The 26,008-nt window shown below is 68.2% G+C and carries 24 protein-coding genes, 3 tRNA genes and 2 pseudogenes; 22 read left to right on the forward strand and 7 right to left on the reverse strand.

What is annotated here, in order from left to right; all coding sequences use genetic code 11:
• Window positions 1-43: 43 nt before the first annotated feature.
• Entirely contained in the window at window positions 44-1,171 is a 1,128-nt protein-coding gene (locus IAI58_RS08990) for an aminotransferase class V-fold PLP-dependent enzyme (protein ID WP_207449039.1), read from the reverse strand.
• Between the two features lie 293 nt (window positions 1,172-1,464).
• On the opposite strand from IAI58_RS08990, the gene IAI58_RS08995 reads away from it, so the two are divergent.
• Entirely contained in the window at window positions 1,465-3,057 is a 1,593-nt protein-coding gene (locus IAI58_RS08995) for a 2-isopropylmalate synthase (RefSeq protein ID WP_207449037.1), read from the forward strand.
• An 80-nt stretch (window positions 3,058-3,137) separates the two neighbouring features.
• Here the strand turns inward: IAI58_RS08995 and IAI58_RS09000 are convergent, their stop codons facing one another.
• Complete coding sequence (locus IAI58_RS09000) at window positions 3,138-3,377, reverse strand: YMGG-like glycine zipper-containing protein (RefSeq protein ID WP_207449035.1); 240 nt, start codon at window positions 3,375-3,377, stop codon at window positions 3,138-3,140.
• Window positions 3,378-3,543: 166 nt separating this feature from the next.
• On the opposite strand from IAI58_RS09000, the gene IAI58_RS09005 reads away from it, so the two are divergent.
• The 7 genes and pseudogenes from IAI58_RS09005 to IAI58_RS09035 form a co-directional block, all read left to right on the forward strand.
• Window positions 3,544-4,587: a rod shape-determining protein gene (locus IAI58_RS09005; RefSeq protein ID WP_208775918.1), complete on the forward strand. Its 1,044-nt coding sequence runs from the start codon at window positions 3,544-3,546 to the stop codon at window positions 4,585-4,587.
• 85 nt (window positions 4,588-4,672) lie between these two features.
• Window positions 4,673-5,536, forward strand: a complete 864-nt coding sequence (mreC, locus tag IAI58_RS09010; RefSeq protein WP_207449031.1) for a rod shape-determining protein MreC — start codon at window positions 4,673-4,675, stop codon at window positions 5,534-5,536.
• 10 nt (window positions 5,537-5,546) lie between these two features.
• Window positions 5,547-6,086, forward strand: coding sequence for a rod shape-determining protein MreD (mreD, locus tag IAI58_RS09015; protein WP_207449029.1), 540 nt, complete (start codon window positions 5,547-5,549; stop codon window positions 6,084-6,086).
• A gap of 1 nt (window position 6,087) precedes the next feature.
• Entirely contained in the window at window positions 6,088-7,998 is a 1,911-nt protein-coding gene (gene mrdA / locus IAI58_RS09020) for a penicillin-binding protein 2 (protein WP_207449027.1), read from the forward strand.
• Window positions 7,995-9,152 carry a rod shape-determining protein RodA gene (gene rodA, locus IAI58_RS09025; protein WP_207449025.1) on the forward strand — a complete coding sequence of 386 codons (1,158 nt, stop codon included), beginning with the start codon at window positions 7,995-7,997 and terminating at the stop codon, window positions 9,150-9,152. The genes mrdA and rodA overlap by 4 nt, the downstream gene beginning before the upstream one ends.
• A gap of 78 nt (window positions 9,153-9,230) precedes the next feature.
• Window positions 9,231-9,306, forward strand: a tRNA-Lys gene (locus tag IAI58_RS09030).
• Between the two features lie 549 nt (window positions 9,307-9,855).
• A pseudogene (locus IAI58_RS09035) lies at window positions 9,856-10,029 on the forward strand (transposase); the annotation flags it as partial.
• A 406-nt stretch (window positions 10,030-10,435) separates the two neighbouring features.
• Here the strand turns inward: IAI58_RS09035 and IAI58_RS09040 are convergent.
• Window positions 10,436-10,509 (reverse strand) — tRNA-Gln (locus tag IAI58_RS09040).
• A 204-nt stretch (window positions 10,510-10,713) separates the two neighbouring features.
• Between IAI58_RS09040 and IAI58_RS09045 the strand changes: the two genes are divergently transcribed.
• From IAI58_RS09045 to IAI58_RS09080, 8 genes are all read left to right on the forward strand, one after another.
• Window positions 10,714-11,784 carry a Ppx/GppA phosphatase family protein gene (locus IAI58_RS09045; RefSeq protein WP_237182549.1) on the forward strand — a complete coding sequence of 357 codons (1,071 nt, stop codon included), beginning with the start codon at window positions 10,714-10,716 and terminating at the stop codon, window positions 11,782-11,784.
• Window positions 11,785-11,793: 9 nt separating this feature from the next.
• Window positions 11,794-12,492 carry an RlmE family RNA methyltransferase gene (locus IAI58_RS09050; RefSeq protein WP_419555854.1) on the forward strand — a complete coding sequence of 233 codons (699 nt, stop codon included), beginning with the start codon at window positions 11,794-11,796 and terminating at the stop codon, window positions 12,490-12,492.
• 111 nt (window positions 12,493-12,603) lie between these two features.
• On the forward strand, window positions 12,604-14,109 hold the full coding sequence (gene guaB, locus IAI58_RS09055; RefSeq protein ID WP_237182548.1) for an IMP dehydrogenase: 1,506 nt from the start codon (window positions 12,604-12,606) through the stop codon (window positions 14,107-14,109).
• A gap of 7 nt (window positions 14,110-14,116) precedes the next feature.
• Window positions 14,117-15,424: an RsmB/NOP family class I SAM-dependent RNA methyltransferase gene (locus IAI58_RS09060; RefSeq protein ID WP_207449021.1), complete on the forward strand. Its 1,308-nt coding sequence runs from the start codon at window positions 14,117-14,119 to the stop codon at window positions 15,422-15,424.
• A 190-nt stretch (window positions 15,425-15,614) separates the two neighbouring features.
• The gene (locus IAI58_RS09065) at window positions 15,615-15,923 is read left to right on the forward strand and encodes an integration host factor subunit alpha (protein WP_207449019.1); all 309 of its coding nucleotides are present in this window, start codon (window positions 15,615-15,617) and stop codon (window positions 15,921-15,923) included.
• Window positions 15,916-16,380 (forward strand): MerR family transcriptional regulator, encoded by a 465-nt coding sequence (locus tag IAI58_RS23450; protein WP_207449017.1) that lies wholly within the window; start codon window positions 15,916-15,918, stop codon window positions 16,378-16,380. The genes IAI58_RS09065 and IAI58_RS23450 overlap by 8 nt, the downstream gene beginning before the upstream one ends.
• Before the next feature lie 64 nt (window positions 16,381-16,444).
• Window positions 16,445-16,521 (forward strand) — tRNA-Pro (locus tag IAI58_RS09075).
• A 327-nt stretch (window positions 16,522-16,848) separates the two neighbouring features.
• Complete coding sequence (locus IAI58_RS09080; protein WP_208775919.1) at window positions 16,849-17,073, forward strand: hypothetical protein; 225 nt, start codon at window positions 16,849-16,851, stop codon at window positions 17,071-17,073.
• Window positions 17,074-17,092: 19 nt separating this feature from the next.
• On the opposite strand, the gene IAI58_RS09085 is transcribed toward IAI58_RS09080, so the two are convergent.
• The 3 genes and pseudogenes from IAI58_RS09085 to cysK all read right to left on the reverse strand — a co-directional run bounded on the left by IAI58_RS09085 (window position 17,093) and on the right by cysK (window position 20,016).
• Complete coding sequence (locus IAI58_RS09085; protein ID WP_207449014.1) at window positions 17,093-18,007, reverse strand: NAD(P)-dependent oxidoreductase; 915 nt, start codon at window positions 18,005-18,007, stop codon at window positions 17,093-17,095.
• Window positions 18,008-18,065: 58 nt separating this feature from the next.
• Window positions 18,066-18,845, reverse strand: coding sequence for a prephenate dehydrogenase (locus IAI58_RS09090; protein WP_207449012.1), 780 nt, complete (start codon window positions 18,843-18,845; stop codon window positions 18,066-18,068).
• A 200-nt stretch (window positions 18,846-19,045) separates the two neighbouring features.
• A pseudogene (gene cysK, locus IAI58_RS09095) lies at window positions 19,046-20,016 on the reverse strand (cysteine synthase A).
• A 66-nt stretch (window positions 20,017-20,082) separates the two neighbouring features.
• Between cysK and IAI58_RS09100 the strand changes: the two are divergent.
• The 6 genes from IAI58_RS09100 to IAI58_RS09125 all read left to right on the forward strand — a co-directional run bounded on the left by IAI58_RS09100 (window position 20,083) and on the right by IAI58_RS09125 (window position 25,367).
• The gene (locus IAI58_RS09100) at window positions 20,083-20,538 is read left to right on the forward strand and encodes an RrF2 family transcriptional regulator (RefSeq protein ID WP_208776078.1); all 456 of its coding nucleotides are present in this window, start codon (window positions 20,083-20,085) and stop codon (window positions 20,536-20,538) included.
• A 116-nt stretch (window positions 20,539-20,654) separates the two neighbouring features.
• Window positions 20,655-21,449: an ABC transporter ATP-binding protein gene (locus IAI58_RS09105; protein WP_207449583.1), complete on the forward strand. Its 795-nt coding sequence runs from the start codon at window positions 20,655-20,657 to the stop codon at window positions 21,447-21,449.
• Window positions 21,442-22,146: an ABC transporter ATP-binding protein gene (locus tag IAI58_RS09110; RefSeq protein WP_207449572.1), complete on the forward strand. Its 705-nt coding sequence runs from the start codon at window positions 21,442-21,444 to the stop codon at window positions 22,144-22,146. Before IAI58_RS09105 ends, IAI58_RS09110 begins: the two co-directional genes overlap by 8 nt.
• 31 nt (window positions 22,147-22,177) lie before the next feature.
• Entirely contained in the window at window positions 22,178-23,416 is a 1,239-nt protein-coding gene (locus IAI58_RS09115) for an ABC transporter substrate-binding protein (protein WP_207449570.1), read from the forward strand.
• A gap of 75 nt (window positions 23,417-23,491) precedes the next feature.
• Entirely contained in the window at window positions 23,492-24,364 is an 873-nt protein-coding gene (locus tag IAI58_RS09120; protein WP_237182583.1) for a branched-chain amino acid ABC transporter permease, read from the forward strand.
• 4 nt (window positions 24,365-24,368) lie between these two features.
• Window positions 24,369-25,367 carry a branched-chain amino acid ABC transporter permease gene (locus IAI58_RS09125; protein ID WP_207449566.1) on the forward strand — a complete coding sequence of 333 codons (999 nt, stop codon included), beginning with the start codon at window positions 24,369-24,371 and terminating at the stop codon, window positions 25,365-25,367.
• Between the two features lie 23 nt (window positions 25,368-25,390).
• Here IAI58_RS09125 and IAI58_RS09130 read toward each other — a convergent pair whose 3' ends face one another.
• Window positions 25,391-25,939, reverse strand: a complete 549-nt coding sequence (locus IAI58_RS09130; protein ID WP_207449564.1) for a YqhA family protein — start codon at window positions 25,937-25,939, stop codon at window positions 25,391-25,393.
• Between the last annotated feature and the right edge of the window lie 69 nt (window positions 25,940-26,008).

Genomic DNA, 26,008 nt, shown 5'->3' on the forward strand with positions numbered 1-26,008 from the left:
AGCTGCGTGATGATCGCCTGAAACGGGGAATTCCTGCCGTGTTTTACACCAGAAGCGTGGGCAGACAGCGGCTTAGCGCCGCCTGGAAAAGCTCAAGATCTTCTGCATCCGCCCAGACATGCGGGCTGACCCGCAGCACCCCCAACCGGTCGCTGGCATGGACCCCCTCGGCGGCCAGGGCGTCGATCAGCCCGGCGGGCATGCCGCCCGGGATACGCAGGCCCAGGATATGCGGGGCACGCAGCGGGCGTGGCAGCGCGGCGAGGCCGAACGCCTCCGCCGCCCCGGCCAACTGGTCGGTCAGGGCGCGCAGCCTGTCCGCCACGGCCCCGGTGCCCCAGGAGGCCACCAGCTCCATCCCCGTGGCGGCCATGGGGAGGTTGACCGGATCGTTCCGCTCGCCCTTGTCATAGCGGCGGGCGCCGGGGGCGAAGTCTCCGCCAGGGCGGTTGCCGTTGTTCTCCTCCAGAGGCAGGCCGGACTGCCGGTGCGGCGCGGCATAGAGGAAGGCGAGGCTGTAGGGCCCCAGCACCCATTTATAGGTCGGGAAGGCCAGGAAATCCGGCCGCCAGCGCGCGACTTCGACCGGCATGGCGCCCACGGCCTGGGTGGCATCCACCACCAGCGCTGCGCCTTGGGCGCGCAGGGCCGGGGCGATGCGGTCCAGGTCGATGATGGCGCCATCGGACCAGTGCAGCGGCGTCAGGCAGGCCACGCCCACAGGCGGGGCGCCGGGGCGGGCGATGGCCTCCAGCACCGCGCTGGTCCAGTCGCCATCGGCGGGCCGGGGGACGACATCCAGCACCGCGCCGCGCTCAGCCGCCATCCGGTCCCAGATCATGCTGACGGAGGGGAACTCGTCCTGAACCCGCAACAGGCGCGTGCCGGCGGCCAGTTCCAGGTTGCGCGCCGCCGTGGCCATGCCGTGGCTGATGGAGCCGATGATGGCGATATCCCCCGCCTCGGCGCCGATCAGCCGGGCGGCGGCGGAGCGCGTGCGCTCGGCCCATTCGGCGGCGCGGGAGGGATGCGCCCATGGCTCGCTCTTGGTCAGCATCCCGGCCTCGCCCGCGGCGCGGACGCTGCGCGGCACGGGGGAATAGGCGGCCCCGTCCAGATAGGCGATCCGGCGCGGGATATCGAAGAGGTGGCGTTGGCTGGTCAGGCTCATTCCGGGATGAGAATACATCCCTTCCACATCGTCCAGCCGTGATCCGGCGATTCCGCCCTTGCGGCACCCGGCGCGGGTCCCTATCGTCGCTGGCATGACCATCGCCGCGTGCCACGCTCCGCTGCTGACCGGCCTTCCCGCCGGCATCGGCGCACGCGCGCTTTCCGGCCTCCTCCTTCGACTTAGCCGCCCCTGGGCGTGACGCCCGGCTGACCTGCCGGCATCGCTCAGGGGGACCCCCGGGGGCCCGCGCGCCCCCGCGCTGCACGGCAAGTCATCGAAGGAGCGTTATCATGGCCATCAACCATCCCAGCTTCGGCACCATCGCCGACAACCGCGTCATCATCTTCGACACCACGCTGCGCGACGGCGAGCAGTCCCCCGGCTTCTCCATGAACCTGGAGGAGAAGCTGCGGATGGCCGAGGCCCTGGCGGAACTGGGCGTCGATGTCATGGAAGCCGGCTTCCCCATCGCCAGCCAGGGCGATTTCGAGAGCGTGCAGTCCATCGCGCAGCGCTTCGCCAAGGATGGCCCGGTGGTCTGCGGCCTGTCCCGCTCCGCGCCCGGCGACATCCTGCGCGCCGTGGAGGCCGTGAAGCCCGCCGCCCGCCAGCGCATCCACACCTTCATCTCCACCTCCGACCTGCATATGCGCGTCAAGCTGCGCATGACGCCCGAGGCGGTGCTGGAGGCGGTCACCAAGTCCGTCGAGTTGGCGCGCAACCACGTGGCCGACGTGGAATGGTCCGCCGAGGACGGCAGCCGCACCGACCCGGACTTCCTGTGCCGCTGCGTCGAAGCCGCCATCAAGGCCGGCGCCACCACCATCAACATCCCGGATACCGTCGGCTACGCGGTGCCGGAGGATATCGCCCGCATCTTCACCATGCTGCGCGAGCGCGTGCCGGGCGCCGATGGCGTGATCTTCTCCGCCCATAACCACGACGACCTGGGCCTGGCGGTAGCCAATACCATCGCGGCGCTGCATGCCGGGGCGCGGCAGGTGGAGGCCACCATCAACGGCATCGGCGAGCGCGCGGGCAACGCGGCGCTGGAAGAGGTGGCCATGGCGCTGCGTACGCGCCAGGACGTCATTCCCTTCTCCACCGGCATCGTGACGCAGAACATCCTGCGCACCAGCCGCCTGCTGGCCACGATCACCAGCTTCGACGTGCAGCCGAACAAGGCCATCGTGGGCCGCAACGCCTTCGCGCATGAGAGCGGCATCCACCAGGACGGCGTGCTGAAGGACAAGGCAACCTACGAGATCATGACGCCGGAGAGCGTCGGCTGGACCACCAACTCCCTGGTCATGGGCAAGCATTCCGGCCGCGCGGCCTTCCGCGACAAGCTGTCGATGCTGGGCTACACGCTGGGCGACAACCAGCTGAACGACGCCTTCCGCCGCTTCAAGGACCTGGCTGACCGCAAGAAGGTCGTCTACGACGAGGATATCGTCGCGCTGGTGGATGACGAGGTGGTCCGCATCAAGGACCGCGTGAAGCTGCTGGCGCTGACGGTTGCCACCGGCATGGGCACCCGTCCCACCGCCAGCCTGGTGCTGGAAGTGGATGGCGAGCGTTGCGAGGCCGTGGCTGGTGGCGATGGCGCCGTGGACGCCACCTTCAACGCCTTGCAGCAGGTCGTGCCGCATAAGGCGGAACTGAAGCTCTATGCCGTGCAGTCCGTCACCGGCGGCACCGATGCCCAGGCGCGCGTGACCGTGCGGCTGGAGGAGGACGGCAAGCTGGTGGACGGCCAGGGCGCCGATACCGACACCATCGTGGCTTCCGCCCGCGCCTATGTGCATGCGCTGAACAAGCTGCTGGCCAAGCGCGTCCGCACCGCGCCGCCGGAGATCCTGACCCCCGCCCAGGCGGGGTGAGGCCATGAAAAACGGCCGGTCCCGATGGGCCGGCCGTCTTTCGTTTCAGGTGGCCGCCCTTCCGGGGCGGCCAGATGGGTTCAGCGCCAGGCAGGGCGGCCGAGGTTGACGGTGTTCGGGCTGGTCGCGGCACCGCCCAGGGCACCCGCCGCGCCACCGATCAGCGCGCCAGTGCCTGCATTGCCGGAGAGGGAGCCAACCGCGGCGCCCGCGCCAGCGCCCAGCAGACCGCCGGAGGCCGCACGATCGCCGGTCGAGTAGCCGCAGGCCGTCAGGCTGAGGCCGGCGATGGCGAGCAGGGCGATGGTGGTTTTGCGCATGGATTGGGTTTCCCGGAGTTGTGGAATCTATGGCCGCTAAACGCGGGCTTAAGCAGCGGGTTGCAGCCATACATGGATTGCAGCTTGAGCAAGAGCGCCGCGGGCGGTAATCCACGGCGCCTTTTCCCGCCTGACGTGCGGCTTCATCTCCCGGAAGGTTCCTAGCATGTTCTCTCGCCTGTTCGGCTTCCTCTCCGCCGACATGGCCATCGACCTCGGCACGGCCAATACGCTGGTCTATGTGAAAGGTCGGGGCATCGTGCTGAACGAGCCCTCCGTGGTCGCCATCGCCGATATCCGCGGCCGCAAGCAGGTGCTGGCGGTGGGTGAGGAAGCCAAGCAGATGCTCGGCCGCACCCCAGGCAATATCGCGGCCATCCGCCCGCTGCGGGACGGCGTCATCGCCGATTTCGAGGTGGCGGAGGAGATGATCAAGCACTTCATCCGCAAGGTGCATAACCGCCGCAGTTTCACCTCGCCGATGATCATCGTCTGCGTGCCCTCCGGTTCGACCGCCGTGGAACGGCGCGCGATTCAGGAGAGCGCGGAGAGTGCCGGCGCCCGCAAGGTGCTGCTGATCGAGGAGCCGATGGCCGCCGCCATCGGTGCCGGCCTTCCGGTGACCGAGCCTTCCGGTTCCATGATCGTCGATATCGGCGGCGGCACGACCGAGGTGGCGGTGATCAGCCTGGGCGGCATCGTCTATGCCCGCAGCGTGCGCGTGGGTGGCGACAAGCTGGATGAGGCCATCATCAGCTATATCCGCCGCCAGTTTAACCTGCTGATCGGCGAGAGCACGGCCGAGCGGATCAAGATGGAGATCGGCGCCGCCGCCCTGCCGGACTGGGGCGAGGAAGGCCCGGTGACGGAAGTGCGCGGCCGCGACCTGATGAACGGCGTGCCGCGCGAGGTGGTGGTCAGCCAGCGCCAGATCGCCGAGAGCCTGGCGGAGCCGGTCAGCCAGATCGTCGAGGCGGTGAAGGTGGCGCTGGAGAACACGCCGCCGGAGCTGGCTGCCGATATCGTGGACAAGGGCATCGTGCTGACCGGCGGCGGCGCGCTGCTGCAGCGGCTGGACCAGGTGCTGCGGGATTCCACGGGCCTGCCGGTCTCGGTGGCCGAGGATGCGCTGGCCTGCGTGGCGCTCGGCACCGGGCGGGCGCTGGATGAGATGAAGCGGCTTCGCCACGTCCTCTCCTCCATGTACTGAAAAAGTGGGGCTCAGGCTCGGGTCCCGCTGACGAATCCTTATACTGGACGTTCTTCCTACAACCTGTCCCTGAGGAAGGCCGCGCTTGATCCGTCTCAGCATCCCGCTGCGCCTGGCCCTGTCGCGCTTGTCCCTGCCGGTGCTGGTGGCGCTCGCCTTTGGCGCCATGCTGGTCGGCAAGGCGGATACCTCGCTGGTCGAGCGGGCGAGGATGACGCTGGCCGACACGCTCTCCCCCATCTACGCCGTCATGGCGCAGCCGCTGAATGCCGTGCGCGACGCGGCACAGGAGGCCCGGATGCTCTGGGCCATGCGGGAAGAGAATGCCCGGCTGCGCGAGGAGAACGAGCGCCTGCACCGCTGGCAGGCCGCCGCCCTCTCCCTGGAGGCGGAGAACGACCTGCTGCGCCGCCAGCTGAACGTCATGCCGGAGGCGCCCTGGAACCTGCGTACCGCGCGCGTGGTGGCCGATGCCGGCGGCACCTATGCCCGCGCCGTGCTGCTGGCGCTCGCCCCGGGGGTCGAGATCCGCAAGGGCCAGGTGGCGCTGGACGAGCGCGGCCTGGCCGGGCGCGTGACGGAGGTGGGCGACCGCTCCGCCCGCGTGCTGCTGGTGACCGACATGAACAGCCGTATCCCCGTGACGCTGGAGGGCAGCCGCGCGCGCGCCATCATGGCCGGCACCAATGGAAACCGCCCGCGCCTGCAGCACTGGCCCGAAGGCGCCAAACCGCAGGAAGGCGAGCGGGTCGTGACCAGCGCCGAGGCCTCGGTCTTCCCCGCGGGCCTGCCGGTGGGCGTGGTGCGCTGGACTGAGGGCGGTACGGCCGAGGTGGAGCTTTTCGCGCGGCTGGAGAGTCTGGACATTCTGCGGATCTTCGATTTCGGCCTCTCCGGCATCCTGCCCCCGGAATCCGTGGCCCGGCCCGAGCCACGCGGGCGGCGCTGAGCCTCGCCCCATGTCAATCAAAGGACGGCCCGAACCCGCCCCCGGCCTGCTGCGCCGGCTGGATGCGCTGGCGCGCACCGCATTTCCTGGGGTGACCACGGCGTTGGTCATGGTGCTGGCCGCGGCGCCGGTCGGGTTGCCCTCGGCCATGCCGGCCCTGGCGCTGGCCTGCGTCTTCTTCTGGTCGATCTTCCGCCCGGCGGCCATGTCGCCGCCGGTCTGTTTCCTGCTGGGCCTGTTGCAGGACCTGCTGGGCTTCGCGCCCCTGGGAAGCGGCATCCTGACGCTGCTGGTGGTGCATGGTCTCGTGCTGCGGCTCCGCAGGGTGTTGGCGCGTCAGTCCTTCCTGGTCGTCTGGCTCAGTTTCGCGGGCTTCGCGGCGGGCGCGGCGGTGCTGGGCTATGTGCTGCAGTCGGCGTTGATGGGGCGGCTGCCGCCCCTGATGCCGGGGGTGGTCCTCTGGGCGCTGGCGGCGGGGTTCTATCCTGCTACCGCCGCATTGCTGACACGCTTGCACAAGGCCATGCAGCGGGCCGAGGATCTGGCCTGAGATGAGCAAGAAAGAGGAAGAGCGCCGTCGCGCCGTCTTCACGCGGCGGGCGCTGCTGCTGGGGGCAGGCCAGGCGGGGCTGTTCGGCTTCCTGGGCTACCGGCTGCAGAAGCTGCAGCTGGAGGAGGGTGAGCGCTATGCCACCATGGCCGAGGAGAACCGCATCTCCGCCCGGCTGATCGCCCCGCCGCGCGGCCGGGTGCTGGACCGCGCCGGGCGGATCATCGCCGCCAACGACCTGAACTGGCGTGCCCTGCTGACCGCTGAGCAGACGCAGGATGTCGCGGCCACGCTGGAGACCTTCAGCAACCTCATCCCGCTGACGGAACAGGAACGGGCGCGGATCGAGCGCGAGATCCGCCGCCGCCGCCGCTTCGTGCCGGTGACGGTGCGGGAGTTCCTGAGCTGGGAGGAGATGGCGCGGATCGAGGTGAATGCGCCGGACCTGCCGGGCATCAGCATCGATGTCGGCACCACCCGCCAGTACCCCTGGGCCGATCATCTGGCGCATGTGGTGGGCTACGTGGCCCCGCCGGCGGAAGCCGATATGGATGGCGACCCCCTGCTGGAACTGCCGGGCATCCGTGTCGGCCGTTCCGGCATCGAGAAGTTCCACGACAAGGCGCTGCGCGGCAATGCCGGCACGGTGGAGTTCGAGGTCAACGCCGTCGGCCGCGTGATCCGGGAGCTGGACAGGCGTGAGGGCGTGCGGGGCAAGGATGTCGGCATTTCCATCGATGCCGAGTTGCAGAAGGTGGTGCGAGACAGGATCGAGGAAGGCACCAGCGTGGTGGTGCTGGATGCCCGCAATGGCGAGGTGCTGGCGCTTGCCAGCCAGCCCAGCTTCGATCCCAATCTCTTCAGCTCCGGCATCTCCTCCGCGCAGTGGCGGGAATGGACGCGCAGCCGCTCCACGCCGCTGATCAACAAGACCACCAACGGCCTTTATGCCCCGGGCTCCACCTTCAAGATGGTGGTGGCGTTGGCGGCGCTGGAGGCCAAGACCATCACCCCCGGCGAACGCATCTTCTGCCCCGGCCACTACGACCTCGGCGATACCCGCTTCCATTGCTGGCGGCGCTTTGGCCATGGCGGCCTGGATATGCGGGGCGCGCTCAAGCATTCCTGCGATGTCTATTTCTACGAGGTCGCCAAGCGCACGGGCATCGACCGGATCACCGCCATGGCCAAGCGCTTCGGCATGGGCGTGGACCTGGAGATCGAGCTGCCCGGCACCCGCAGCGGCTTCTCGCCCACCCGGGACTGGCGCATCAAGCAGGGCAAGCCCTGGAACCTCGGCGATACCGTGGTGCATGGCATCGGCCAGGGCTTCTACCAGTTCACCCCGCTCTCCCTTGCCACCATGGCGGCGCGCCTGGCCACCGGCCGCGCGGTGCAGCCGCACCTGACGCGCAGCATCGAGGGCCGCACCCTGCGCGGTGTCAGGGCGGAGGACTGGCCGGAACTCGGTATCCCCGAACGTGACCTGAAGCTGATGCGGGAGGGCATGTGGGCGGTGGTGAACGAGGAGGGCGGCACCGGTCGGGGTGGCAGGCTGCCCGGTTCGGTGGGCGTGCTGGCCGGGAAGACCGGCTCCGTCCAGGTGCGCCGCGTGTCCCGTGAGCAGCGTGAGCGCGGATTCCGGGTGGAGACCATGCCGCGCGAATGGCTGCCGCATGCGCTTTTCGTGGCCTTCGCCCCGTATGACGACCCGCAATACGCCATCGCCGTCGTGGTCGAGCATGGCACCAGCGGCGGTAGCGCCGCCGCGCCGCTGGCCCGGGACGTGATGGCCGAGGTGCTGAACCGCTTCCGCCCCGGCGCCACGCCCACCCCTGCGGGCCGCACCGCCGAGGCCACCCCACCGCAGGTCGCCGAGGCCCGGCGCGGCACCGGAACCCCCCGCCCATGATGACCCGCACCTTCTTCGAGCGCCGCCTGCTGACCCGCGACCGTGGCGCGGGCATCCTGGAGAAGCTCTGGCTGATTCCCTGGAGCTTCGTGCTGCTGCTCTGCGCCGTCGCGTCGGTGGGCTATGTCGCCCTCTATTCCGCCGGTGGCGGGGCGCCGGAACCCTATGCCAGCAAGCATGCCCTGCGCTTCGGCTTCGGGCTGGTGATGATGCTCTCCATCGCCATGATCGATATCCGCCTGATCGCGAAGCTCTCCTGGCTCGGCTACGCGGGCGGGGTGGGGCTGCTGGTGCTGGTGGCCCTGCATGGCCAGGTGGGGAAGGGGGCGCAGCGTTGGATCGAGCTGGGACCGGTCCAGCTTCAGCCTTCCGAGCTGATGAAGATCATGCTGGTGCTGGGTCTGGCCGCCTGGTTCCACCGCGCGACCTGGGAGCGGGTGGGCAACCCGCTCTTCCTGATCCCGCCGGTTCTGCTGACGCTGGTGCCGGTGGGGATGATCCTGAAGCAGCCCAATCTCGGCACCGGGCTGATCACGCTGATGGTGGCTGGCGCCGTTTTCTGGGCAGCGGGGGTGCGCTGGTGGAAATTCGCCGCCATCCTGGGCATGGCGGGCGTGGCGGCGCCGATTGCCTACGAGCATCTGCATGACTACCAGCGCGCCCGCATCACCACCTTCCTGGACCCGGAGAGCGACCCTCTGGGCGCGGGCTACAACATCATCCAGTCCAAGATCGCGCTGGGCTCGGGCGGGCTTTGGGGCAAGGGCTTCCTGCAAGGCACGCAGGGCCACCTGAACTTCCTGCCGGAAAAGCAGACCGACTTCATCTTCACCATGATCTCGGAGGAATTCGGGCTGGTAGGGGCGCTAACCACCCTGTTGCTGCTGGCGCTGGTGGTGGCCTTCGCGCTGATGGTGGCCCTCCGCTGCCGCCATCAGTTCGGGCGGCTGGTGGCCATCGGGCTGGGGGTCAACTTCTTCCTCTATATCTTCGTCAACATCGCCATGGTCAGCGGCAGCATCCCCGTGGGCGGTGTGCCGCTGCCGCTGATCAGCCATGGTGGCTCCGCCATGCTGACGACCATGCTGGGCTTCGGGCTGCTGATGTCCGTGCATGTGCATCGCGATGCAGAATTTGGCGCAGCACGCGATTGAAGGGGTTGCCAATCCCGCCAGAGGCGTTAAAAGCCCCCTCCACCGACGGGGCGGCCACGCTGCCCCAGAGGAAGAGAAGGGCGCTTAGCTCAGTTGGTAGAGCAGCTGACTCTTAATCAGTAGGTCCACGGTTCGAGCCCGTGAGCGCCCACCATCTCTTTCTTAATCCTCGGTTTTTCTGACGCCCGACGTTGAGTTCAGTTGCTCCGCCGCGAGTTCCGTCAGGCATTCCTGCCCTGTTCCCGCCACGGTTTGACTCGCTTCTCCGTGGCACCCTCGAACTGCCCAGCCCTGCGTCGGGTGTGGCGCCGCGCAACCTGCGTCGCGAGGTGACGGGTGTGGGTGCTCATAAGGCTGCCCTGCCGTCAGGCAGACCAGTATGTGGTTCGGGGGCGCCAGCCGCCGGGCAGCGCGCCTTTGCGATGGCTGCGGCAAGCTCGGGTATGTGGCTGGCACCAGCGGCACCGCGGCCTGTGTCTTACTTGTCTCCCGCATGCCCTCGTTCAGTGCCATCCAAAAGTCAGGCCCTGCACATCGCCCTGCCGGTGGCCGAGCTTGTAGGCCGGCAGGACGGCCAATCCTATGCTGGCATCTCCATCTCTTCGGACTTGGCCGCGACTGCCAGCACCTGGACCCGCGCTGACCTGAACCCCGAGATTTCTACCAAGTGGAGGTAGAGTCCGTCACCCGTTTGGAGACGGAGATGAGGCGCGGACGGTTCACGGAAGAGCAGATCATCGGGGTGTTGCGGGAGCAGGAGGCTGGGCTGAAGACGGCGGGTCTCTGCCGCAAGCACGGGATCCCGGAAGCGACCTTCTATGCCTGGAAGGCCAAGCACGGCGGTCTTGGTGTGTCGGCAGCCAAGCGGCTGAAGGCGTCGCGGTATCTGCTGCCTCCATCTCCAGCATGCCGAGGGGCCGCAGCCCCATGGGGAGCGCACCGGAAGGGCCAATAGAGGTAGTGAATGCTTCTCCACGGCCTCCTTCAGGTAAGCCCGGAGATGGCGTTCAGGTCACCGCTGTCTGCTGTCACTGCTGACCTTGCCCGCGCGCCATCAAACGCACGGTCCATCACTCCTGCCAGGAACTCCGCCTCGCGGAATGGCGCGTACGGAGGCTGATTGCGACCTCCAGCCCAAGCTGCTGGGGGAGGCGCCGCCGGTAGCGGTAGATACCGCTTTTGCGAGTGATGTGGGACTTTTGTGGGACTGTAGACGGCAAGTGCGGCTTCCGACCAAAAGCCGATCTACTGATGCCAGCAACTACAATGCTCTAGGAGAAGGTTGGCTGGGGAACCTGGATTCGAACCAAGACTGCCCGAGTCAGAGTCGGGAGTTCTACCGTTAAACTATTCCCCAACAGCGCCTTAGCGGCGGCTGCTGTCTGCGTGGCGGGCAAATAGCATCGGCCTGGGGTGGATGCAACCCGGTCGAGTGCCCATTTTCGAGGGGTATGCGAAATCGCTTGCCCCATTGCCTCCCAGGCCGGATCATTGAACACGCCTGCGCCTCTCTCGGTCCTCCCGGATGGATGGCCTGAGGAGAACGCCGGACCATAATGCCATGTCAGAACCTGTCCTCCTTCGCGCCGGTTCGGCGCTTCGCTCCTGCTCTTCCTCCGCGCATCACGGGGGGGCATTCGCGGCCATCGACCTTGGCACCAATAACTGCCGGTTGCTGGTCGGGACGCCCACAGCCTCGGGCGGGGTGCGGGTGGTGGATAGCTACAGCCGGGTCGTGAGGCTGGGGGAGGGGCTGGCTGCCACCGGCCTGCTCTCCGAGGATGCGATGGAGCGGGCGATCACCGCCCTGCAAGCCTGTGCCCAGAAGCTGTTGCGCCGGCCTCTGCGCCGGGTGCTGGCCGTGGCCACCGAGGCCTGCCGCCAGGCCGGCAACGGCGCCGATTTCGTTGCCAGGGCACGGGAGGCCACGGGCCTGCCGTTACGCGTCATCCCTGCGCGGGAGGAGGCGGAACTGGCCATGGAGTCCTGCATGCCCCTGCTGCGGGCCGGGGACCGGCGGGCGCTTCTGTTCGATATCGGCGGCGGCAGCACCGAGATCGCCTGGATCCGCCGCGACGGCGGCGGCGCCTCGCTCATCGGCTATGTCTCGCTGCCCCTGGGGGTGGTCACCCTGGCCGAGCGCGCCGGCCTCTGCTGCTTTACCCGCCAGGGCTTCGAGGCCGTGGTGGATGAGGTGGCTGAGGCTTTGCAGCGCTTCGACGCCGTGCATTGCATCGGGCAGGAAATGCGCGCCGGCGGTGTGCGGCTGATGGGCACAAGCGGCACCGTCACCACCCTGGCCGGCGTCGCCCTGGACCTGCCGCGTTACTCCCGCCCCATGGTCGATGGCCGCGTGCTGGATTGCGCGGATGCCGACCAGGCGCTGCGGGACCTGTTCTCGCTCGGCCGCGAAGGACTGCGCGCCCACCCCTGCGTGGGCCCCGAGCGTGCCGATTTCGTGCTGCCGGGCTGCGCCATCTATGCCGCCATCCGCCGGGTCTGGCCCTCTTCCTGCGTCACGGTCGCCGACCGCGGGCTGCGGGAGGGAATGCTGCAGCGGATGATGCGGGAAGAAGGCAGCCGGACGCGCCCCTCCTTCCAGCACCGCCAGGCCCAGCGCCCCCTTTCCTGAGGAACCGTTATTGTGAAGCCGCCAATCGAGGCCGGGCGCGGCCTTTCCACCCGCCTGCGCACTGCCAAAGGCCGCACCACCGCCAGCCAGAAGTGGCTGGAGCGGCAGTTGAACGACCCCTATGTCCGCGCCGCCAAGGCCGCCGGATGGCGCTCCCGCGCCGCCTTCAAGATCCTGGAGCTGGACGAGAAGTACAAACTCTTCCACCCGGGACAGCGGGTGGCGGACCTCGGCGCCGCGCCCGGCGGCTGGACCCAGGTGGCGGTGCAGCGGGTCGGTGACTCCGGCAAGGTGGTCGGCCTGGACCTGCTGCCGATGGATGAGATCGCCGGCGCCATCCTGCTGGAGGGCGATTTCCAGGACGAGGCGGTGGAACAGGCGGTGCTGGACGCGCTGGATGGGCCCGCTGACCTGGTGCTGTCGGACATGGCGCCCAATACCACCGGACATAATGCCACCGACCACCTGCGTATCCTCGGGTTGATCGAGTTGGCGCTGGACTTCGCGGGCAAGGTGCTGGTGCCCGGTGGCGGCTTTGTCGCCAAGGTCTTCCAGGGCGGCACGGAGCGCGACATCCTGAACCGTCTGAAGCGTGACTTTTCCAGCGTGAAGCACGCCAAGCCGCCGGCCAGCCGCAAGGACAGCGCGGAGATGTATGTGGTCGCCCAGGGCTATCGCGGGCAGGGGGCACGCGACGGGAGCAGGTGAGGGGTGCGCAAGCGTCACGGTCGTGACGCTTGCGGCGGTGGGACCATCCAGAGTAGGACGCAGCGCCAAGGCAGCGGAACGCGCCCCGGTTCTGCGAGAAGGTCCCCCGCCATGGCACTCGATTCCACCCCTGTTGAAACGACGCCGCACCGGCGCTTGATCGAGGAGGCTTTCGCCTTCGACGACGTGCTGCTGGTGCCGGCCTATTCCACCGTGCTGCCGGCCCAGGCCGATGTCCGCACACGGTTGACGCGCGATATCTCCCTGAACATCCCGCTGGTCGCCGCCGCCATGGACACGGTGTCCGAAGGCAGCATGGCCATCGCCATGGCCCAGGCCGGCGGCATCGCGGTCATCCACAAGAACCTGACGCCCGAGCAGCAGGCCGCCCAGGTGCGGCAGGTGAAGAAGTTCGAGAGCGGCATGGTGGTGAACCCCGTTACCATCCACCCCGACCAGACCCTGGCCGAGGCGCAGGCGGTGATGGCCGCCCACCACATCAGCGGCATTCCGGTGGTCGAGGCCGGCAGCAACCGCCTTGTCGGCATCCTGACCTATCGCGATGTCCGCTTCGCCACCGATCCGAATACCCGCGTCTATGAGCTGATGACGCGGGAGAACCTGATCACCGTTACCGCCGATGTGCGGCCGGAGCAGGCCCGGGGCCTGCTGCACAAGCACCGGATCGAGAAGCTGCTGGTGGTCGATGACCAGTATCGCTGCATCGGCCTGATCACCGTCAAGGACATGGACAAGGCCCAGGCGAACCCCAACGCGGCCAAGGACGCGCTGGGCCGGCTGCGCGCCGCCGCCGCGACGGGCGTGGGCGAGGACGGTATCCGCCGCGCCGAGCTGCTCATCGAGGCCGAGGTCGATGTGGTGGTGGTCGATACCGCCCATGGTCATTCGGCGGGGGTGATGAAGGTGGTGGAGCGCGTGAAGCGCATGTCCAACACCGTGCAGGTCATCGCCGGCAACGTGGCGACGCCGGACGCCGTGCGCGCCCTGGCTGATGCCGGCGCCGACGCGGTCAAGATCGGTATCGGCCCCGGCTCCATCTGCACCACCCGCGTCGTCGCGGGCGTGGGCGTACCGCAGCTGACGGCCATCATGGAATGCTCGGCCGCGGCGCATGAGAAGGGCATCCCGGCCATCGCCGATGGCGGCATCCGCTCCTCCGGCGACCTCGCCAAGGCCATCGCCGGCGGCGCCGACTGCGCCATGATGGGCAGCATGTTCGCCGGCACGGACGAGGCGCCGGGCGAGGTGTTCCTCTACCAGGGCCGTTCCTACAAGGCCTATCGTGGCATGGGCTCGATCGGCGCCATGGCGCGTGGCTCGGCCGACCGCTACTTCCAGGCCGATGTGCAGGACCAGCTCAAGCTGGTGCCGGAAGGTATCGAGGGCCGCGTCGGCTACAAGGGTCCGGTCGGCAATGTCATCCACCAGATGGTGGGCGGGCTGAAGTCGGCCATGGGCTATACCGGCAACGCCACCATCACCGACATGCAGAAGAACTGCACCTTCCGCCGCATCACCGGCGCCGGCCTGCGCGAGAGCCACGTGCATGACGTCGCCATCACGCGGGAAGCGCCGAACTACCGCCAGGAAGGCTGAACAGACCTTGACTCCCTCCGCCCGTATCGCCGCCGCCATCGCTCTGGTGGCGGATGTCGATGCCTCGCCGCGACGCCCCGCCGATGCCACGGCCAACGACTTCTTCCGCGGCCGCCGCTATATCGGCAGCGGCGACCGGCGCGCGGTGGCGGAGCGGGCCTGGGGCGTGCTGCGCCAGCGGCTGCGCCTCACCTGGCACCTGGAGAAGGTCGGCCTGCCGGCGGATGCGCGCCACCTCGTCATGGCGCATCTGCTGTTGGCCGAAGGCTGGACGCCCGACGGCGTCGAGCAGGGCTTCCCCGGCGGCCGCTTCAACCCGCCGCCGTTGGACCCAGGGGAGCGCAAGGCCGTGGCCGCGCTGGCCGGGCGCCCGCTCGCCTCATCCGAGATGCCTGAGGCTACCCGCCTAAACCTGCCGGATTGGGCGCTGGAATCCTTCCGCGCCCGCTTCGGCGAGGAACTTCCGGCGGAGGCCGAGGCGATGGATGCTGCGGCGCCGCTGGACCTGCGCGTCAATCTGCTGCGTGCGACGCGGGAACAGGCCGCCGCCGCTCTGGCTGCCGAGAGAATCCAGACTGAGCCCACGCCATATTCGCCCTGGGGCCTGCGCCTGCCGGACCGCCGCCCCATCCTGGCCAGCAAGGCTTTCGCGGATGGGCTGGTGGAAATCCAGGATGAGGGCAGCCAGCTGATCGCCCTCCTGACGGGGGCGAAGCCGGGCATGCGGGTCGCCGACTACTGCGCCGGTGCCGCCGGCAAGACCTTGGCCGTCGCGGCCACCATGGCCAACAAGGGCCGGATCGTCGCCTGCGACGTTTCGGCGACCCGGCTGGAAGGCGCGGTCAAGCGCCTGCGCCGTGCCGGCGTGGACAATGCCGAACGCCATCTGCTGACGCCCGGCGACCGCTGGGTGAAACGCCGCGCCGGGCAGTTCGACCGCGTGCTGGTGGATGCGCCCTGCACGGGCACCGGCACCTGGCGCCGCAATCCCGATGCCCGGCTCCGCACCACGCCGCGCGATGTGGCGGAGCTTACCGCCAAGCAGCACGACATCCTCGAGAGCACCGCGAGCCTGGTCGCGAAGGGCGGGCGCCTCGTCTACGCCACATGCTCTGTCCTGCCGGAGGAGAATGTCACGCAGGTGGAGGGATTCCTGGCCCGCCACCAGGAGTTCGAGGCCGTGCCTTTCGCCCAGGCCTGGGCCGAGGCCACCGACACGCCGCCGCCGGCCGTTGACGGCCCCTGGATGCAGCTCTCGCCCCATCGGCACGGTACGGACGGATTCTTTACCGCCGTGCTGCAAAGGCGGAGTTGACTCCAGCATCCCGATAGCGTGATGGGTGGGACACGCTGTGGCCAATCTGCCACGGTGAACGACTACATGCGCCTGGAGCCTGGGCAGGACCGCCCAGATGGCCCGACGCGGTTGACGCCAGCAGCCCTTGCCGGTTTTCTTTCCAGTAGAGTGGGTTGCGAGGGATTTCTGGCATGGGCCGCGACCGGTCATGAACACCATCACGCGCGCGCAGCTGGCCGAGGCGATCTACGCCCAGGTCGGCCTCTCCCGCAACGAAAGCGCCGAGCTGCTGGAGGATGTGCTGGAACGCGTGGCCGCCGCGCTGGAGAGCGGGCGGGCCGTGAAGATCTCGGCCTTCGGCACCTTCACGGTGCGCCAGAAGGGGCTGCGCGTCGGCCGTAATCCGAAAACCGGAGTCGAGGTGCCCATCATGCCCCGGCGAGTGCTTTCTTTCCGTCCCAGCCAGGTGCTGAAAGCCCGGCTGAACGGCGAGACGGTCCCGGCCAGTGATGAGTGACGAAGACCTGCCCGGCCCGGGGGAGGAACAGGAACCCGCAGCCGAGGCCTCGGGGCGCCTTCGCAAGGCGCCGACGGCCTTCCGTACCATCAGCGAGGTGGCCGAGGACCTGAACATCCCTCAGCATGTGCTGCGCTTCTGGGAAACCAAGTTCCCGCAGCTGAAGCCGCTGAAGCGGGGTGGCGGCCGTCGGTATTACCGCCCCGAGGATATCGCCCTGCTGCGCCGCATCGGCGACCTTCTGTATACGCAGGGCTACACCATCAAGGGCGTCCAGCGCCTGCTGCGCGAAGGCGGGCTCGATGCCGCCGAGCCCCAGGATGCCGAGGCCGAGCTTCCCGCCCCCGAGTCCCTGCCCGTAGAGCCGGGCCAGATGGCGCTCCGCGAGGCTATGGCGGAGCTGGAGGTCCTCTCGGCGGAACTCCATGCGCTGATCCGCACTTACCTTCCGAGCTAAGCCATCACCATTTACGGGCATGGGGGCTTGAGGCCGGAGAAGGCCGGTGCTATGCCCCGGCCAACGGAATGTGGCGCAGCCTGGTAGCGCACTTGTCTGGGGGACAAGGGGTCGTGGGTTCGAATCCCGCCATTCCGACCATTTTTCGCACAATCTGATCCTTCCCCTTCGGTCGGCTTTCTGGGCCTGGGTGTTGTGCCGCAGCCGATCCCTGGCTGCCGAGGATCAACCCTTTCGCATCTTCGCCCCGCTACCGGCGCCCCCTCTGGCGACGGCACGCTACGCGACGCCTGCTTTTTTCCATGAAAAATGATGCCGGCTGTTTCCTGGGTCTTGCACCTGGCGCGAGGGGCCACATATTCTCGACATCACAAGCACGTGAGTTGGTCTTGGGCGGCCAACGAAAACAAGGCTCTTCCGATGTCTCCCTATCATCACACGCCATCGTTACCTGAGCTGAACGAAGCCATGGAGATCACCGGTGGTGTGATTCAGGAGGGAGACCTCCATTCGCGCATCACCGCCCTGTGCATGATGGCCTATGTCGTCTCGCGCTACCCGGAAGGGCCCCTCCAGGAGCTCGCCGAGGATATGCTGGCCTCCTACATCGCTGAGGCGCGGGTCACGCCGGAAGATGTGGCGGTGATCCGCCACTTCCGGATGGCCGAGCTGCAGGACGCCAGCGAGCACTGAGGGCCGCCCGCCCGCGCCGTTACCCGGCGCGGGAGATCCGGCGGCAATGTTCCAGCGCCGCCTCGATCAGGTTGTCGCCGGCTTCCGGCGTGCGGAAGGCCGAATGGGCGGAAAGCGTCACATTCGGCATCCGCGTCAGCGGGTGATCCGCCGGCAGCGGCTCGATGTCGAACACATCCAGCCCTGCATGCCCGAGCTTGCCGGAGGCCAGCGCCTCCAGCATCGCCGCCTCATCCACCACAGCGCCGCGGGCTGTGTTGATCAGGATGGCGCCGTCGCGAAGCATCGCGATCCGCTCACGGGAGAGGAAGCCCCGCGTCTCGTCGTTCAGGAGCAGATGCACGGAGAGGATGTGGCTCTCCGCCAGCAGCCGCTCCAGCGGGACGAATTCGACGCCAGGGCAGGTCTTCGGGCTACGGTTCCAGGCCAGCACCTTCATGCCCGCGCCCAGCGAGAGCCGGGCCATCTCCTGCGCGATGCCGCCGAAGCCCAGCAGCCCCACGGTTTTGCCGGTCAGCTGCATGCCGTCCGTGCGCAGCCAGTTGCCGGCGCGCATCTCCCGGTCCATCCGCGCCAGCCCCTTGGCTGAGGCCCACATCAGCGCGAAGGCGCATTCGGCCACGGCGGTATCGCCATAGCCCTTGATGATGTGCACCTCGATGCCGAGCCCCGCCAGTTCCTCCGGGCTCATGTAGCTGCGCGCCCCGGTGCCGAGGAACACCACGTGCTTCAGCCCCGCGCATTGCCGCGCGATATCGGTCGGCAGGTAGGTGTGGTCGATGATGGCGATCTCCGCGTCGCCCATTGCGGCCGGGATCGCCGGTGGCTTGATGTCCGGCTGCAGGTTCACCTGCAGCGCGACGTCATCGGCGCGGCGCAGCCGCTCCGCCACGGCGCCCAGGGTCGGGTTGGCATCGACAAATACGGCGCGCATGGATCTTCCTCTCCCACTGTCCAGCTGATGCTGACGTGATGGCAGGCGGCGCCGCGCGTCAAGTCGGGCGCAGCCGCTCCAGCACCTCGCCGGTCGCCTCGGCGAAGCGCTCGCGCACCTCCGCAGCGAAGGGATTGTCGCGGGCGATGGTGCGGAACAGCGCCTCCGAATCATGCCGGACCGTATCCACCATGCGCGTCAGGTGGTCGAAGGTGGTGGTGCGCAGCTCCAGCGGCGGCACGTCCATGGCCAGCACGATGCGGGAGATGATGTGCGTCAGCCCCTGCACATAGGCCATCTGCCGGTCATGCTCCTCCGGCGTCGTGACCACCACCTCCAGGCCGAAGGCCCGTTGCAGGAAGCGCTTCGCCAGCCGCGCGCGCGCGCGGTCGCGCCCGGGGCAGAGGGCGATCCGCAGCCCGGCGATGCCGTTCTTCCCGCTCTGCGGGCCGAACAGGGGATGGGTGCCGAGGATATCGACATGCGGCGGCAGGACCTCCTCCAGCACCGCCAGCGGCGCGACCTTCACCGAGCAGACATCCACGACCAGCGTGCCCGGCCGCAGATGCGGCGCGATGGCGGTGGCGACCGCCCGCATCTGCGCAAGCGGCACCGCCAGCACCACGATCTCCTGCTTCCCGACCCCGGCCAGGCCGGCGGTGGTGCCGGGCAGGTCGGCGGCGTCGCGCGCGGGGTCATGCACCAGCACATCGAAGGTGCGTTCCAGATGCGGCAGGATGAAAGCGCCGAAGGCCCCGCATCCGATCAGCCCCAATGATGGTCGGGGCCGGGCACGATCGGGGCGCGGCAGCGTGGCGATATCGGCCAGGTCAAACATGAAGTCCCTCGTCCAGGCGGCGCTGCTACTGCGAGGGGGAGGTCCAGAAACGAACATGCCGCCTCGCGGCGGCATGGTTTCGGTAAAGATCGATCCTGCCGCGCGCTATGGGAGCGTGCGGTAATACCAGCTCAGGGCAGGAAGGATGGCGTTCATGCCCTAGAGAGGCGCCCGATTTCGCCCGCCGTCAAGGGCGTTTTTCACAACCCGTGGAAGAGTTCGGTGGAGAGGTAACGTTCGGCGAAGGAGGCGGCGATGCCGATGATGAGTTGGTTGTGGTGCTGGGGTTGGGCGGCGAGGTCGAGCATGGCGTGGAGGACGGCGCCGGAGGAGATGCCGATGGGGATGCCTTCGGTGCGGGCGCAGAGGCGTGCGGCGGCGAAGGCCTCGCGTTCGGTGACGCGGCGGAGGAGGTCGATGCGTTCGAGTTCGAGGACGCCGGGCCTGAAGCCGGCGCCGATGCCCTGGATTTCGTGGGGTCCGGGGTCGTCGCCGGAGAGGACGGCGGATTCGGCCGGCTCGACGCCGACGAGGGTGAGGCCGGGGCGGCGGGGCTTGAGGGCGCGGGCGATGCCGGTCAGCGTGCCGCCGGTGCCGAGGCCGGCGACGATGACATCGGCCTGGCCGTGGCTGTCGGCCCAGATTTCCTCGGCGGTGGTGGCTGCGTGGATGGCGGGGTTGGCGGGGTTGTCGAACTGGCGGGGCATCCAGGCGCCGGGGGTCTGGGCGGCGATGCGCTCGGCCTCGGCGATGGCGCCGGCCATGCCCTGGCGGGCGGGGGTGAGGACGACCTCGGCACCGAGCAGGCGGAGCATCTTGCGCCGCTCGGTGGAGGCGCCGTCGGGCATGGTGACGACGAGGCGGTAGCCGCGGGCGGCGGCGGCGAAGGCCAGCGCGATGCCGGTGTTGCCGGAGGTGGGCTCGACGATGGTGGCGCCGGGGGTGAGGGTGCCGGCGGCCTCGGCCTCGGCGATCATGGCCTGGCCGATGCGGTCCTTCAGCGAGCCGAGCGGGTTGAAGAATTCGAGCTTGAGCGCGAGGCGGGCGGAGAGGCCGCAAGTGGCCTCGATGCGGGCAGGCGGACCAGCGGGGTATGGCCGATGGTGTCGAGGATGCTGTCATGGAGGCGGCCGGGGCGGGGGGCGGTGCTGGGGGTGTGACCTGCGGGCATGGGAGGGCTATACCACGAGGAGGGGGCGTGGATCAGGGTGAAAGGGAAGGCAGGCGCGTGGTTGGGATGATGTTGCGGCGGGACCGGGCGATGGTGGCGGTCTCGATCATGCTGGATGTGGGGTTCCACGCGGGACGCGGGTCGGTGGTGCCGGCGGGCGACATCGCTGAGCGGCTGGGGGAGGCGCGGCGGGGCATCGAGCCGGTGCTGCAGGCGCTGTCGCGGGCGGGGCTGCTGGGCAGCACGCGGGGGCCGAAGGGCGGCTACCGGCTGGGGCGGGCGGCGCGCGACATCCGGCTGTCGGAGGTGGTGGCGGCGGTGAGCGGCGGAGTAGGGGAGGACGAGGCGGCGGAGGCGGCGGGCTCGCCGCTGAATGAGGCGGTGGTGGTGCCGCTCTGGGCGGAGCTGGAGGCGGGCCTCGCCGCCATCCTGGAGCAGCTGACGCTGGCCGAACTGCTGCGCCGCGCCGCCGCACAGGGCCTGCGACGCCCCACACCAGAAGCCCTCAACTTCGCTATCTGAGAGACCATCCCACTTCCCGCAAAGCACCCTTGCATCGCTGACAACCCACCGTCATGCTCCGCCTCAACGGGCCGCAAAAGGCTTGGTGAGGGGTTCAGGAAGGCAGGGTGCGAAGGGTGCAGGACACCAACCGCGATTCGGGCGTCATCCTGCAGACGGATGGCCTGACGAAAGAATTCCTTGGCTTCGTCGCCGTGGGCGATGTGTCGCTGCGCGTGCGCCGTGGCAGCATCCACGGGCTCATCGGCCCCAACGGAGCCGGCAAGACCACCTGCTTCAATCTGCTGACCAAGTTCCTGCAGCCCACGCGCGGCAGCATCCGGTTCGATGGTCGCGATATCACCCGTATGAGGCCGGCCGAGGTGGCGCGGTTGGGGCTGGTGCGGAGCTTCCAGATCTCGGCGGTCTTCCCGCATCTGACGGTGCTGGAGAATGTGCGTGTCGCGCTCCAGCGCAGCCGTGGCGGCAGCTTTGATTTCTGGCGCTCCGACAGCGTGCTGCGCGCCTATGACGAGCGTGCCATGGAACTGCTGGAGGATGTCGGGCTGATCGGTTTCACCCACCGCCCGGCGGGGGAACTGCCTTATGGCCGCAAGCGGGCGCTGGAGATCGCGACCACCCTGGCGCTGGACCCCGTGATGATGCTGCTGGACGAGCCCACCGCCGGCATGACGGCCGAGGATGTGGACCGCATCGTCAACCTGATCCGCCGCGTCGCCACCGGACGCACCGTGCTGATGGTGGAGCATAACCTGAAGGTGGTGGAAGGGCTTTGCGATACCATCACCGTGCTGACGCGTGGCCGTATCCTGGCGGAAGGGGACTATGCCACCGTCTCGCGCAATCCGGAGGTGGTGGCAGCCTATCTCGGCACCGATCCCAGCATCGCGGGGGCCAGCGCCCATGGCTGATCCACTCCTCAAGGTCGCGGGCCTTCAGGCCTGGTATGGCGAAAGCCATGTGCTGCACGGCGTTGATATCGAGGTGCGCGAAGGCGAGGTGGTGACGCTGCTGGGCCGCAACGGCGCCGGCAAGACCAGCACGCTGCGCGCGATCATGGGGCTGATCGGCCGCCGCAGCGGCAGCGTGCGCTTCGAGGGCAGGGAGCTGATCTCCGCCCGCAGCGACGTCATCGCTCGGGCCGGCATCGCCCTCTGCCCGGAGGAGCGCGGCATTTTCGCCAGCCTCGACGTGACGGAGAATCTGATGCTGCCGCCGGTGGTGCGGCCGGGTGGCATGAGCGTGGAAGAGATCTACACGCTTTTTCCGAACCTGAAGGAACGTGCCCGCAGCCCGGGCACGAAGCTCTCGGGCGGCGAGCAGCAGATGCTGGCCATCGCCCGCATCCTCCGCACCGGCGCGAAGCTTCTGATGCTGGACGAGCCGACGGAAGGCCTGGCCCCCGTCATCGTGCAGCAGATCGGGCACACCATCCGGCAGATCAAGCAGCGCGGATTCACCGTACTGCTGGTGGAGCAGAATTTCCGCTTCGCCCAGACCGTGGCCGACCGCCACTACGTCGTCGAACACGGCCAGGTGGTGGACCAGATCGCCAATGCCGAGTTGGCCGGCTCGGCGGAGCGCCTGCACCAGTATCTCGGCGTCTGAACGGCTGCTGACCAACACGGGAGAGAACAGAATGACCCAGGATCGTCGCACGCTTCTCAAGACAGCGGCGGCTGCTTCGCTGCTGCCTGCCGTGGGCCTGCCGGCCAGTGCCCGGGCACAGTCCAATACGCTGAAGATCGGCGTTCTGAACGACCAGTCCGGCGTGTACCGGGAAGTCTCGGGCCCGACCTCGACGGCTTGCGTGCGGCAGGCCGTCTTGGATTCCGGCATCGCCGCCAAGAGTATCAATGTGGAGGTCGTGCAGGCCGACCACCAGAACAAGCCTGATGTCGGCGCCACCATCGCCCGCCAGTGGATCGACCGGGACGGCGTGGATGTCATCATCGATGTGCCGAATTCCGCCGTCGCGCTGGCCATCAGCGGCATCGTGCGTGAGAAGAACAAGGCTTATTTAAACTCGACCGGCGGCACCACGGAACTGACCGGCGGGCAGTGCAGCCCGAACACCATCCACTGGACCTACGACACCTACATGCTGGCGAAGTCCACGGGCGCCGCCATGGTGAAGACAGGCGGAGACTCCTGGTTCTTCATCACCGCCGACTACGCCTTCGGCCATGACCTCGAGAAGAACACGACGAAGTTCGTGCAGGCCGCCGGCGGCAAGGTGCTGGGTGCTGTGCGGCATCCGCTGCAATCCACCGATTTCTCCTCCTATCTGCTGCAGGCGCAGCAGAGCCGGGCGAAGGTGATCGGCCTGGCCAATGCCGGCACGGATACCATCAACAGCGTGAAGCAGGCAGCCGAGTTCGGCGTCACGCGCCGCGGCACCAAGATCGCGGTGATGCTGATGTTCATCAACGATGTGCATGCGCTGGGCCTGAATGCCGCGCAGGGGCTGGTCTGCACCGAGAGCTTCTATTGGGACCTGAACGACCGCACCCGTGCCTTCACCAACCGCGTGAAGGGCAGCCTGGGCGGCAACTACCCGGCCATGTCCCACGCCGGCTGCTATGCCTCCGTGCTGCATTACCTGAAGGCGGTGAACGACATGGGCTTCGCCGCCGCCAAGGCCAGCGGCGCAGATGTCGTGACCCGCATGAAGGCGATGCCGACGGACGACGACTGCTTCGGCCAGGGCACCATCCGCGCCGATGGCCGCAAGCTGCACCCCGCCTATCTCTTCGAGGTGAAGACGCCGGGCGAATCGAAGGGGGCCTGGGATTACTACAAGCTGTTGCAGACCACGGGGCCCGAGGAAGCCTGGCGCCCGGTGTCCGAAGGCGGCTGCAGCCTGATCCGTGCCTGATCTCCCGGCGGGGCCATAGGGCCCCGCCGCCTTCTCCTTGTCACGCGGGGCCGCAAGCCGGTGCTTGAAGATATCTTGTTCCAACTGGAACTGGGCCTGCCGCAGGTGGTGCTGGGGCTGGTGAATGGCGCCTTCTACGCGCTGCTGTCGCTGGGCCTGGCCGTCATCTTCGGCATGTTGAACGTCATCAACTTCGCGCATGGCGCGCAGTTCATGATGGGGGCCTTCGTGGCCTGGATGCTGCTGGCCTGGGGCGGCATCGGCTACTGGCCGGCGCTGATCCTCTCACCGCTGATCGTCGGCGCCTTCGGCGTGGTGCTGGAGAAAGGGCTGATCAGCCGGCTCTACAAGCTGGACCATCTCTACGGCCTGCTGCTGACCTTCGGTCTGGCGCTGATCATCGAAGGGCTCTTCCGCAACCAGTTCGGCTCCTCCGGCCTGCCTTACGCGCCGCCGGAGCTGCTGAGCGGACCGCCGGTCGATCTCGGCTTCATGTTCCTGCCGAAGTACCGGCTCTGGGTGGTGGTGGCCGCCGTGGTCATGAGCCTCGCCACCTGGCTGGTGATCGAGAAGACCCGCCTCGGCGCCTATCTCCGCGCCGCGACGGAGAATGCGGCGCTGGTCCAGGCTTTCGGGGTCAACGTGCCGCGCATGGTCACGCTGACCTATGCCGCGGGCGTGGCGCTGGCCGCCTTCGCGGGGGTGCTGGCGGCGCCGATCTACTCAGTGAATCCGCAGATGGGCTCCAACCTCATCATCACTGTCTTCGCCGTGGTGGTGATCGGCGGCATGGGCTCCATCCTCGGCTCGGTCGTCACCGGCTTCGGCCTGGGGCTGGTCGAGGGGCTGACCAAGGTCTTCTACCCCGAGGCCTCCTCCACCGTGATCTTCGTCATCATGGCCGTCGTCCTGCTGGCGCGCCCCGCCGGCCTTTTCGGAAGGGCATGACCTCATGCCGAGCGAAAGCCTGACCGCGCCGCCCGAGACCTCCCGCATCCGCGGCCTTCCCGGCCTGCAGGCGCTGGGGTTCAACCGGGCGCAGTCCATCGCATTCCTGATGCTGCTGGCCTTCCTGGCGATCGGGCCTTTCGTGCTCTACCCGGTCTTCCTGATGAAGCTGCTGTGCTTCGCCCTCTTCGCCTCGGCCTTCAACCTGCTGATCGGCTATGTCGGGCTGCTCTCCTTTGGCCATGCCATGTTCTTCGGCATGGGCGGGTATCTCGGTGCCCATGCGGCAAAGGTCTGGGGCTTTTCGCCGGAACTGGCGATCCTGACTGGCGGCGCCACGGCGGCGCTGCTCGGCCTCCTCTCCGGCTGGCTGGCCATCCGGCGGCAGGGCATCTACTTCGCCATGATCACCCTGGCGCTCGCGCAGATGATCTATTTCCTCTGCCTGCAGATGCGCTTCACGGGCGGTGAGGACGGCATCCAGGGCGTGCCGCGTGGCCGCCTCTTCGGCATCTTCGACCTGTCCGCGGATATGTCGATGTACTGGCTGGTGGCGGCGGTCTTCCTGATCGGCTTCCTGCTCATCAACCGCGTCATCCATTCCCCCTTCGGCCAGGTGCTGACGGCGGTGCGGGAGAATGAGCCGCGCGCCATTTCGCTCGGCTACCGGGTGGATGACTACAAGCTGCTGGCCTTCGTGCTCTCCGCCACCCTGGCCGGCATCGCCGGCGCCACCAAGGCGCTGGTCTTCGGCATCGCCACGCTGACCGATGTGTACTGGGCCATGTCGGGGGAGGTGGTGCTGATGACGCTGCTGGGCGGGCTCGGCACCGTCTTCGGACCCGCCGTGGGCGCCGCCGTCATCGTCACCATGCAGAACTATCTGGCGGAATTCGGCGCCTGGGTCACGATCATCCAGGGCGCCATCTTCGTGGTCTGCGTCATCGCCTTCCGCGCCGGAATCGTGGGCGAGATCGCCCGTTGGCTGCGCGTGCGGCTCTAGCGGGCGGGGCAGGGAAGGGAGGCTCACTCCTTCTCCTGCCGCACCTCCTTCGGCCCGGCGTCATGCACCTCCGGTTCCGGCGTGACATTCGGTGCCATGCGTTCCAGCAGGCCCAGCACCAGCACGCCCAGCAGAAAGGCGCCGTGGATAATCAGCGCCCACATCGTCTCCCGGTCGTCATAGCTGCCGGGCTTCAGGAAGATCTGCAGCAGGTGGATGGAGGAGATGGCGACGATGCTGGTCACCAGCTTCAGCTTCAGGTTGCCGGTGTCCAGCCCGCCGACCCAGTGCATTCGCCGCTTCTGCGCCTTCTCATGCAGGCGGGAGACGAGGCTGTCGTAGGAGGAGATGGCGACCATCGCCACCATCGAGGCTACCAGCGCCGAATCGGTCAGGTGCAGCAGCATCAGCAGGTCTTCATTCTCCGACAGGGTGAAGAGCTGGGTCGCGAATGCCCAGAGCCTGGTCAGGAAGCGCAGCGCGTAGAGCGCCAGCCCCAGCATCACACCAAGGAAGAAGATCGAGAGGAGGTGGCGGCTGGCCAGCATGGCCCGGTCGATCAGCGGCGTCATCGGGATGTCCGCCAGTTTGTCCGGAAAGCGAATGCGCGGTGTTCCTGGGCGTTGCCTCGGTGCGTCCCA

The organism is Roseomonas marmotae (assembly GCF_017654485.1).
Classification (GTDB): Bacteria; Pseudomonadota; Alphaproteobacteria; order Acetobacterales; family Acetobacteraceae; genus Pseudoroseomonas; species Pseudoroseomonas marmotae.

Bases quoted from the DNA above. Each gene is read 5' to 3' on its own strand.
- IAI58_RS08990 (WP_207449039.1), bottom strand. From the start codon at position 1,171: ATGAGCCTGACCAGCCAACGCCACCTCTTCGATATCCCGCGCCGGATC.
- rodA (WP_207449025.1), top strand. From the start codon at position 7,995: ATGATGACCCGCACCTTCTTCGAGCGCCGCCTGCTGACCCGCGACCGT.
- IAI58_RS09110 (WP_207449572.1), top strand. From the start codon at position 21,442: ATGGCTGATCCACTCCTCAAGGTCGCGGGCCTTCAGGCCTGGTATGGC.
- IAI58_RS09045 (WP_237182549.1), top strand. From the start codon at position 10,714: ATGTCAGAACCTGTCCTCCTTCGCGCCGGTTCGGCGCTTCGCTCCTGC.
- guaB (WP_237182548.1), top strand. From the start codon at position 12,604: ATGGCACTCGATTCCACCCCTGTTGAAACGACGCCGCACCGGCGCTTG.
- IAI58_RS09065 (WP_207449019.1), top strand. From the start codon at position 15,615: ATGAACACCATCACGCGCGCGCAGCTGGCCGAGGCGATCTACGCCCAG.
- IAI58_RS09115 (WP_207449570.1), top strand. From the start codon at position 22,178: ATGACCCAGGATCGTCGCACGCTTCTCAAGACAGCGGCGGCTGCTTCG.
- IAI58_RS09085 (WP_207449014.1), bottom strand. From the start codon at position 18,007: ATGCGCGCCGTATTTGTCGATGCCAACCCGACCCTGGGCGCCGTGGCG.
- IAI58_RS09130 (WP_207449564.1), bottom strand. From the start codon at position 25,939: ATGACGCCGCTGATCGACCGGGCCATGCTGGCCAGCCGCCACCTCCTC.
- IAI58_RS09005 (WP_208775918.1), top strand. From the start codon at position 3,544: ATGTTCTCTCGCCTGTTCGGCTTCCTCTCCGCCGACATGGCCATCGAC.
- mrdA (WP_207449027.1), top strand. From the start codon at position 6,088: ATGAGCAAGAAAGAGGAAGAGCGCCGTCGCGCCGTCTTCACGCGGCGG.
- IAI58_RS09090 (WP_207449012.1), bottom strand. From the start codon at position 18,845: ATGTTTGACCTGGCCGATATCGCCACGCTGCCGCGCCCCGATCGTGCC.
- IAI58_RS23450 (WP_207449017.1), top strand. From the start codon at position 15,916: ATGAGTGACGAAGACCTGCCCGGCCCGGGGGAGGAACAGGAACCCGCA.
- mreD (WP_207449029.1), top strand. From the start codon at position 5,547: ATGTCAATCAAAGGACGGCCCGAACCCGCCCCCGGCCTGCTGCGCCGG.
- IAI58_RS08995 (WP_207449037.1), top strand. From the start codon at position 1,465: ATGGCCATCAACCATCCCAGCTTCGGCACCATCGCCGACAACCGCGTC.
- IAI58_RS09125 (WP_207449566.1), top strand. From the start codon at position 24,369: ATGCCGAGCGAAAGCCTGACCGCGCCGCCCGAGACCTCCCGCATCCGC.
- IAI58_RS09100 (WP_208776078.1), top strand. From the start codon at position 20,083: ATGATGTTGCGGCGGGACCGGGCGATGGTGGCGGTCTCGATCATGCTG.
- IAI58_RS09080 (WP_208775919.1), top strand. From the start codon at position 16,849: ATGGAGATCACCGGTGGTGTGATTCAGGAGGGAGACCTCCATTCGCGC.
- IAI58_RS09000 (WP_207449035.1), bottom strand. From the start codon at position 3,377: ATGCGCAAAACCACCATCGCCCTGCTCGCCATCGCCGGCCTCAGCCTG.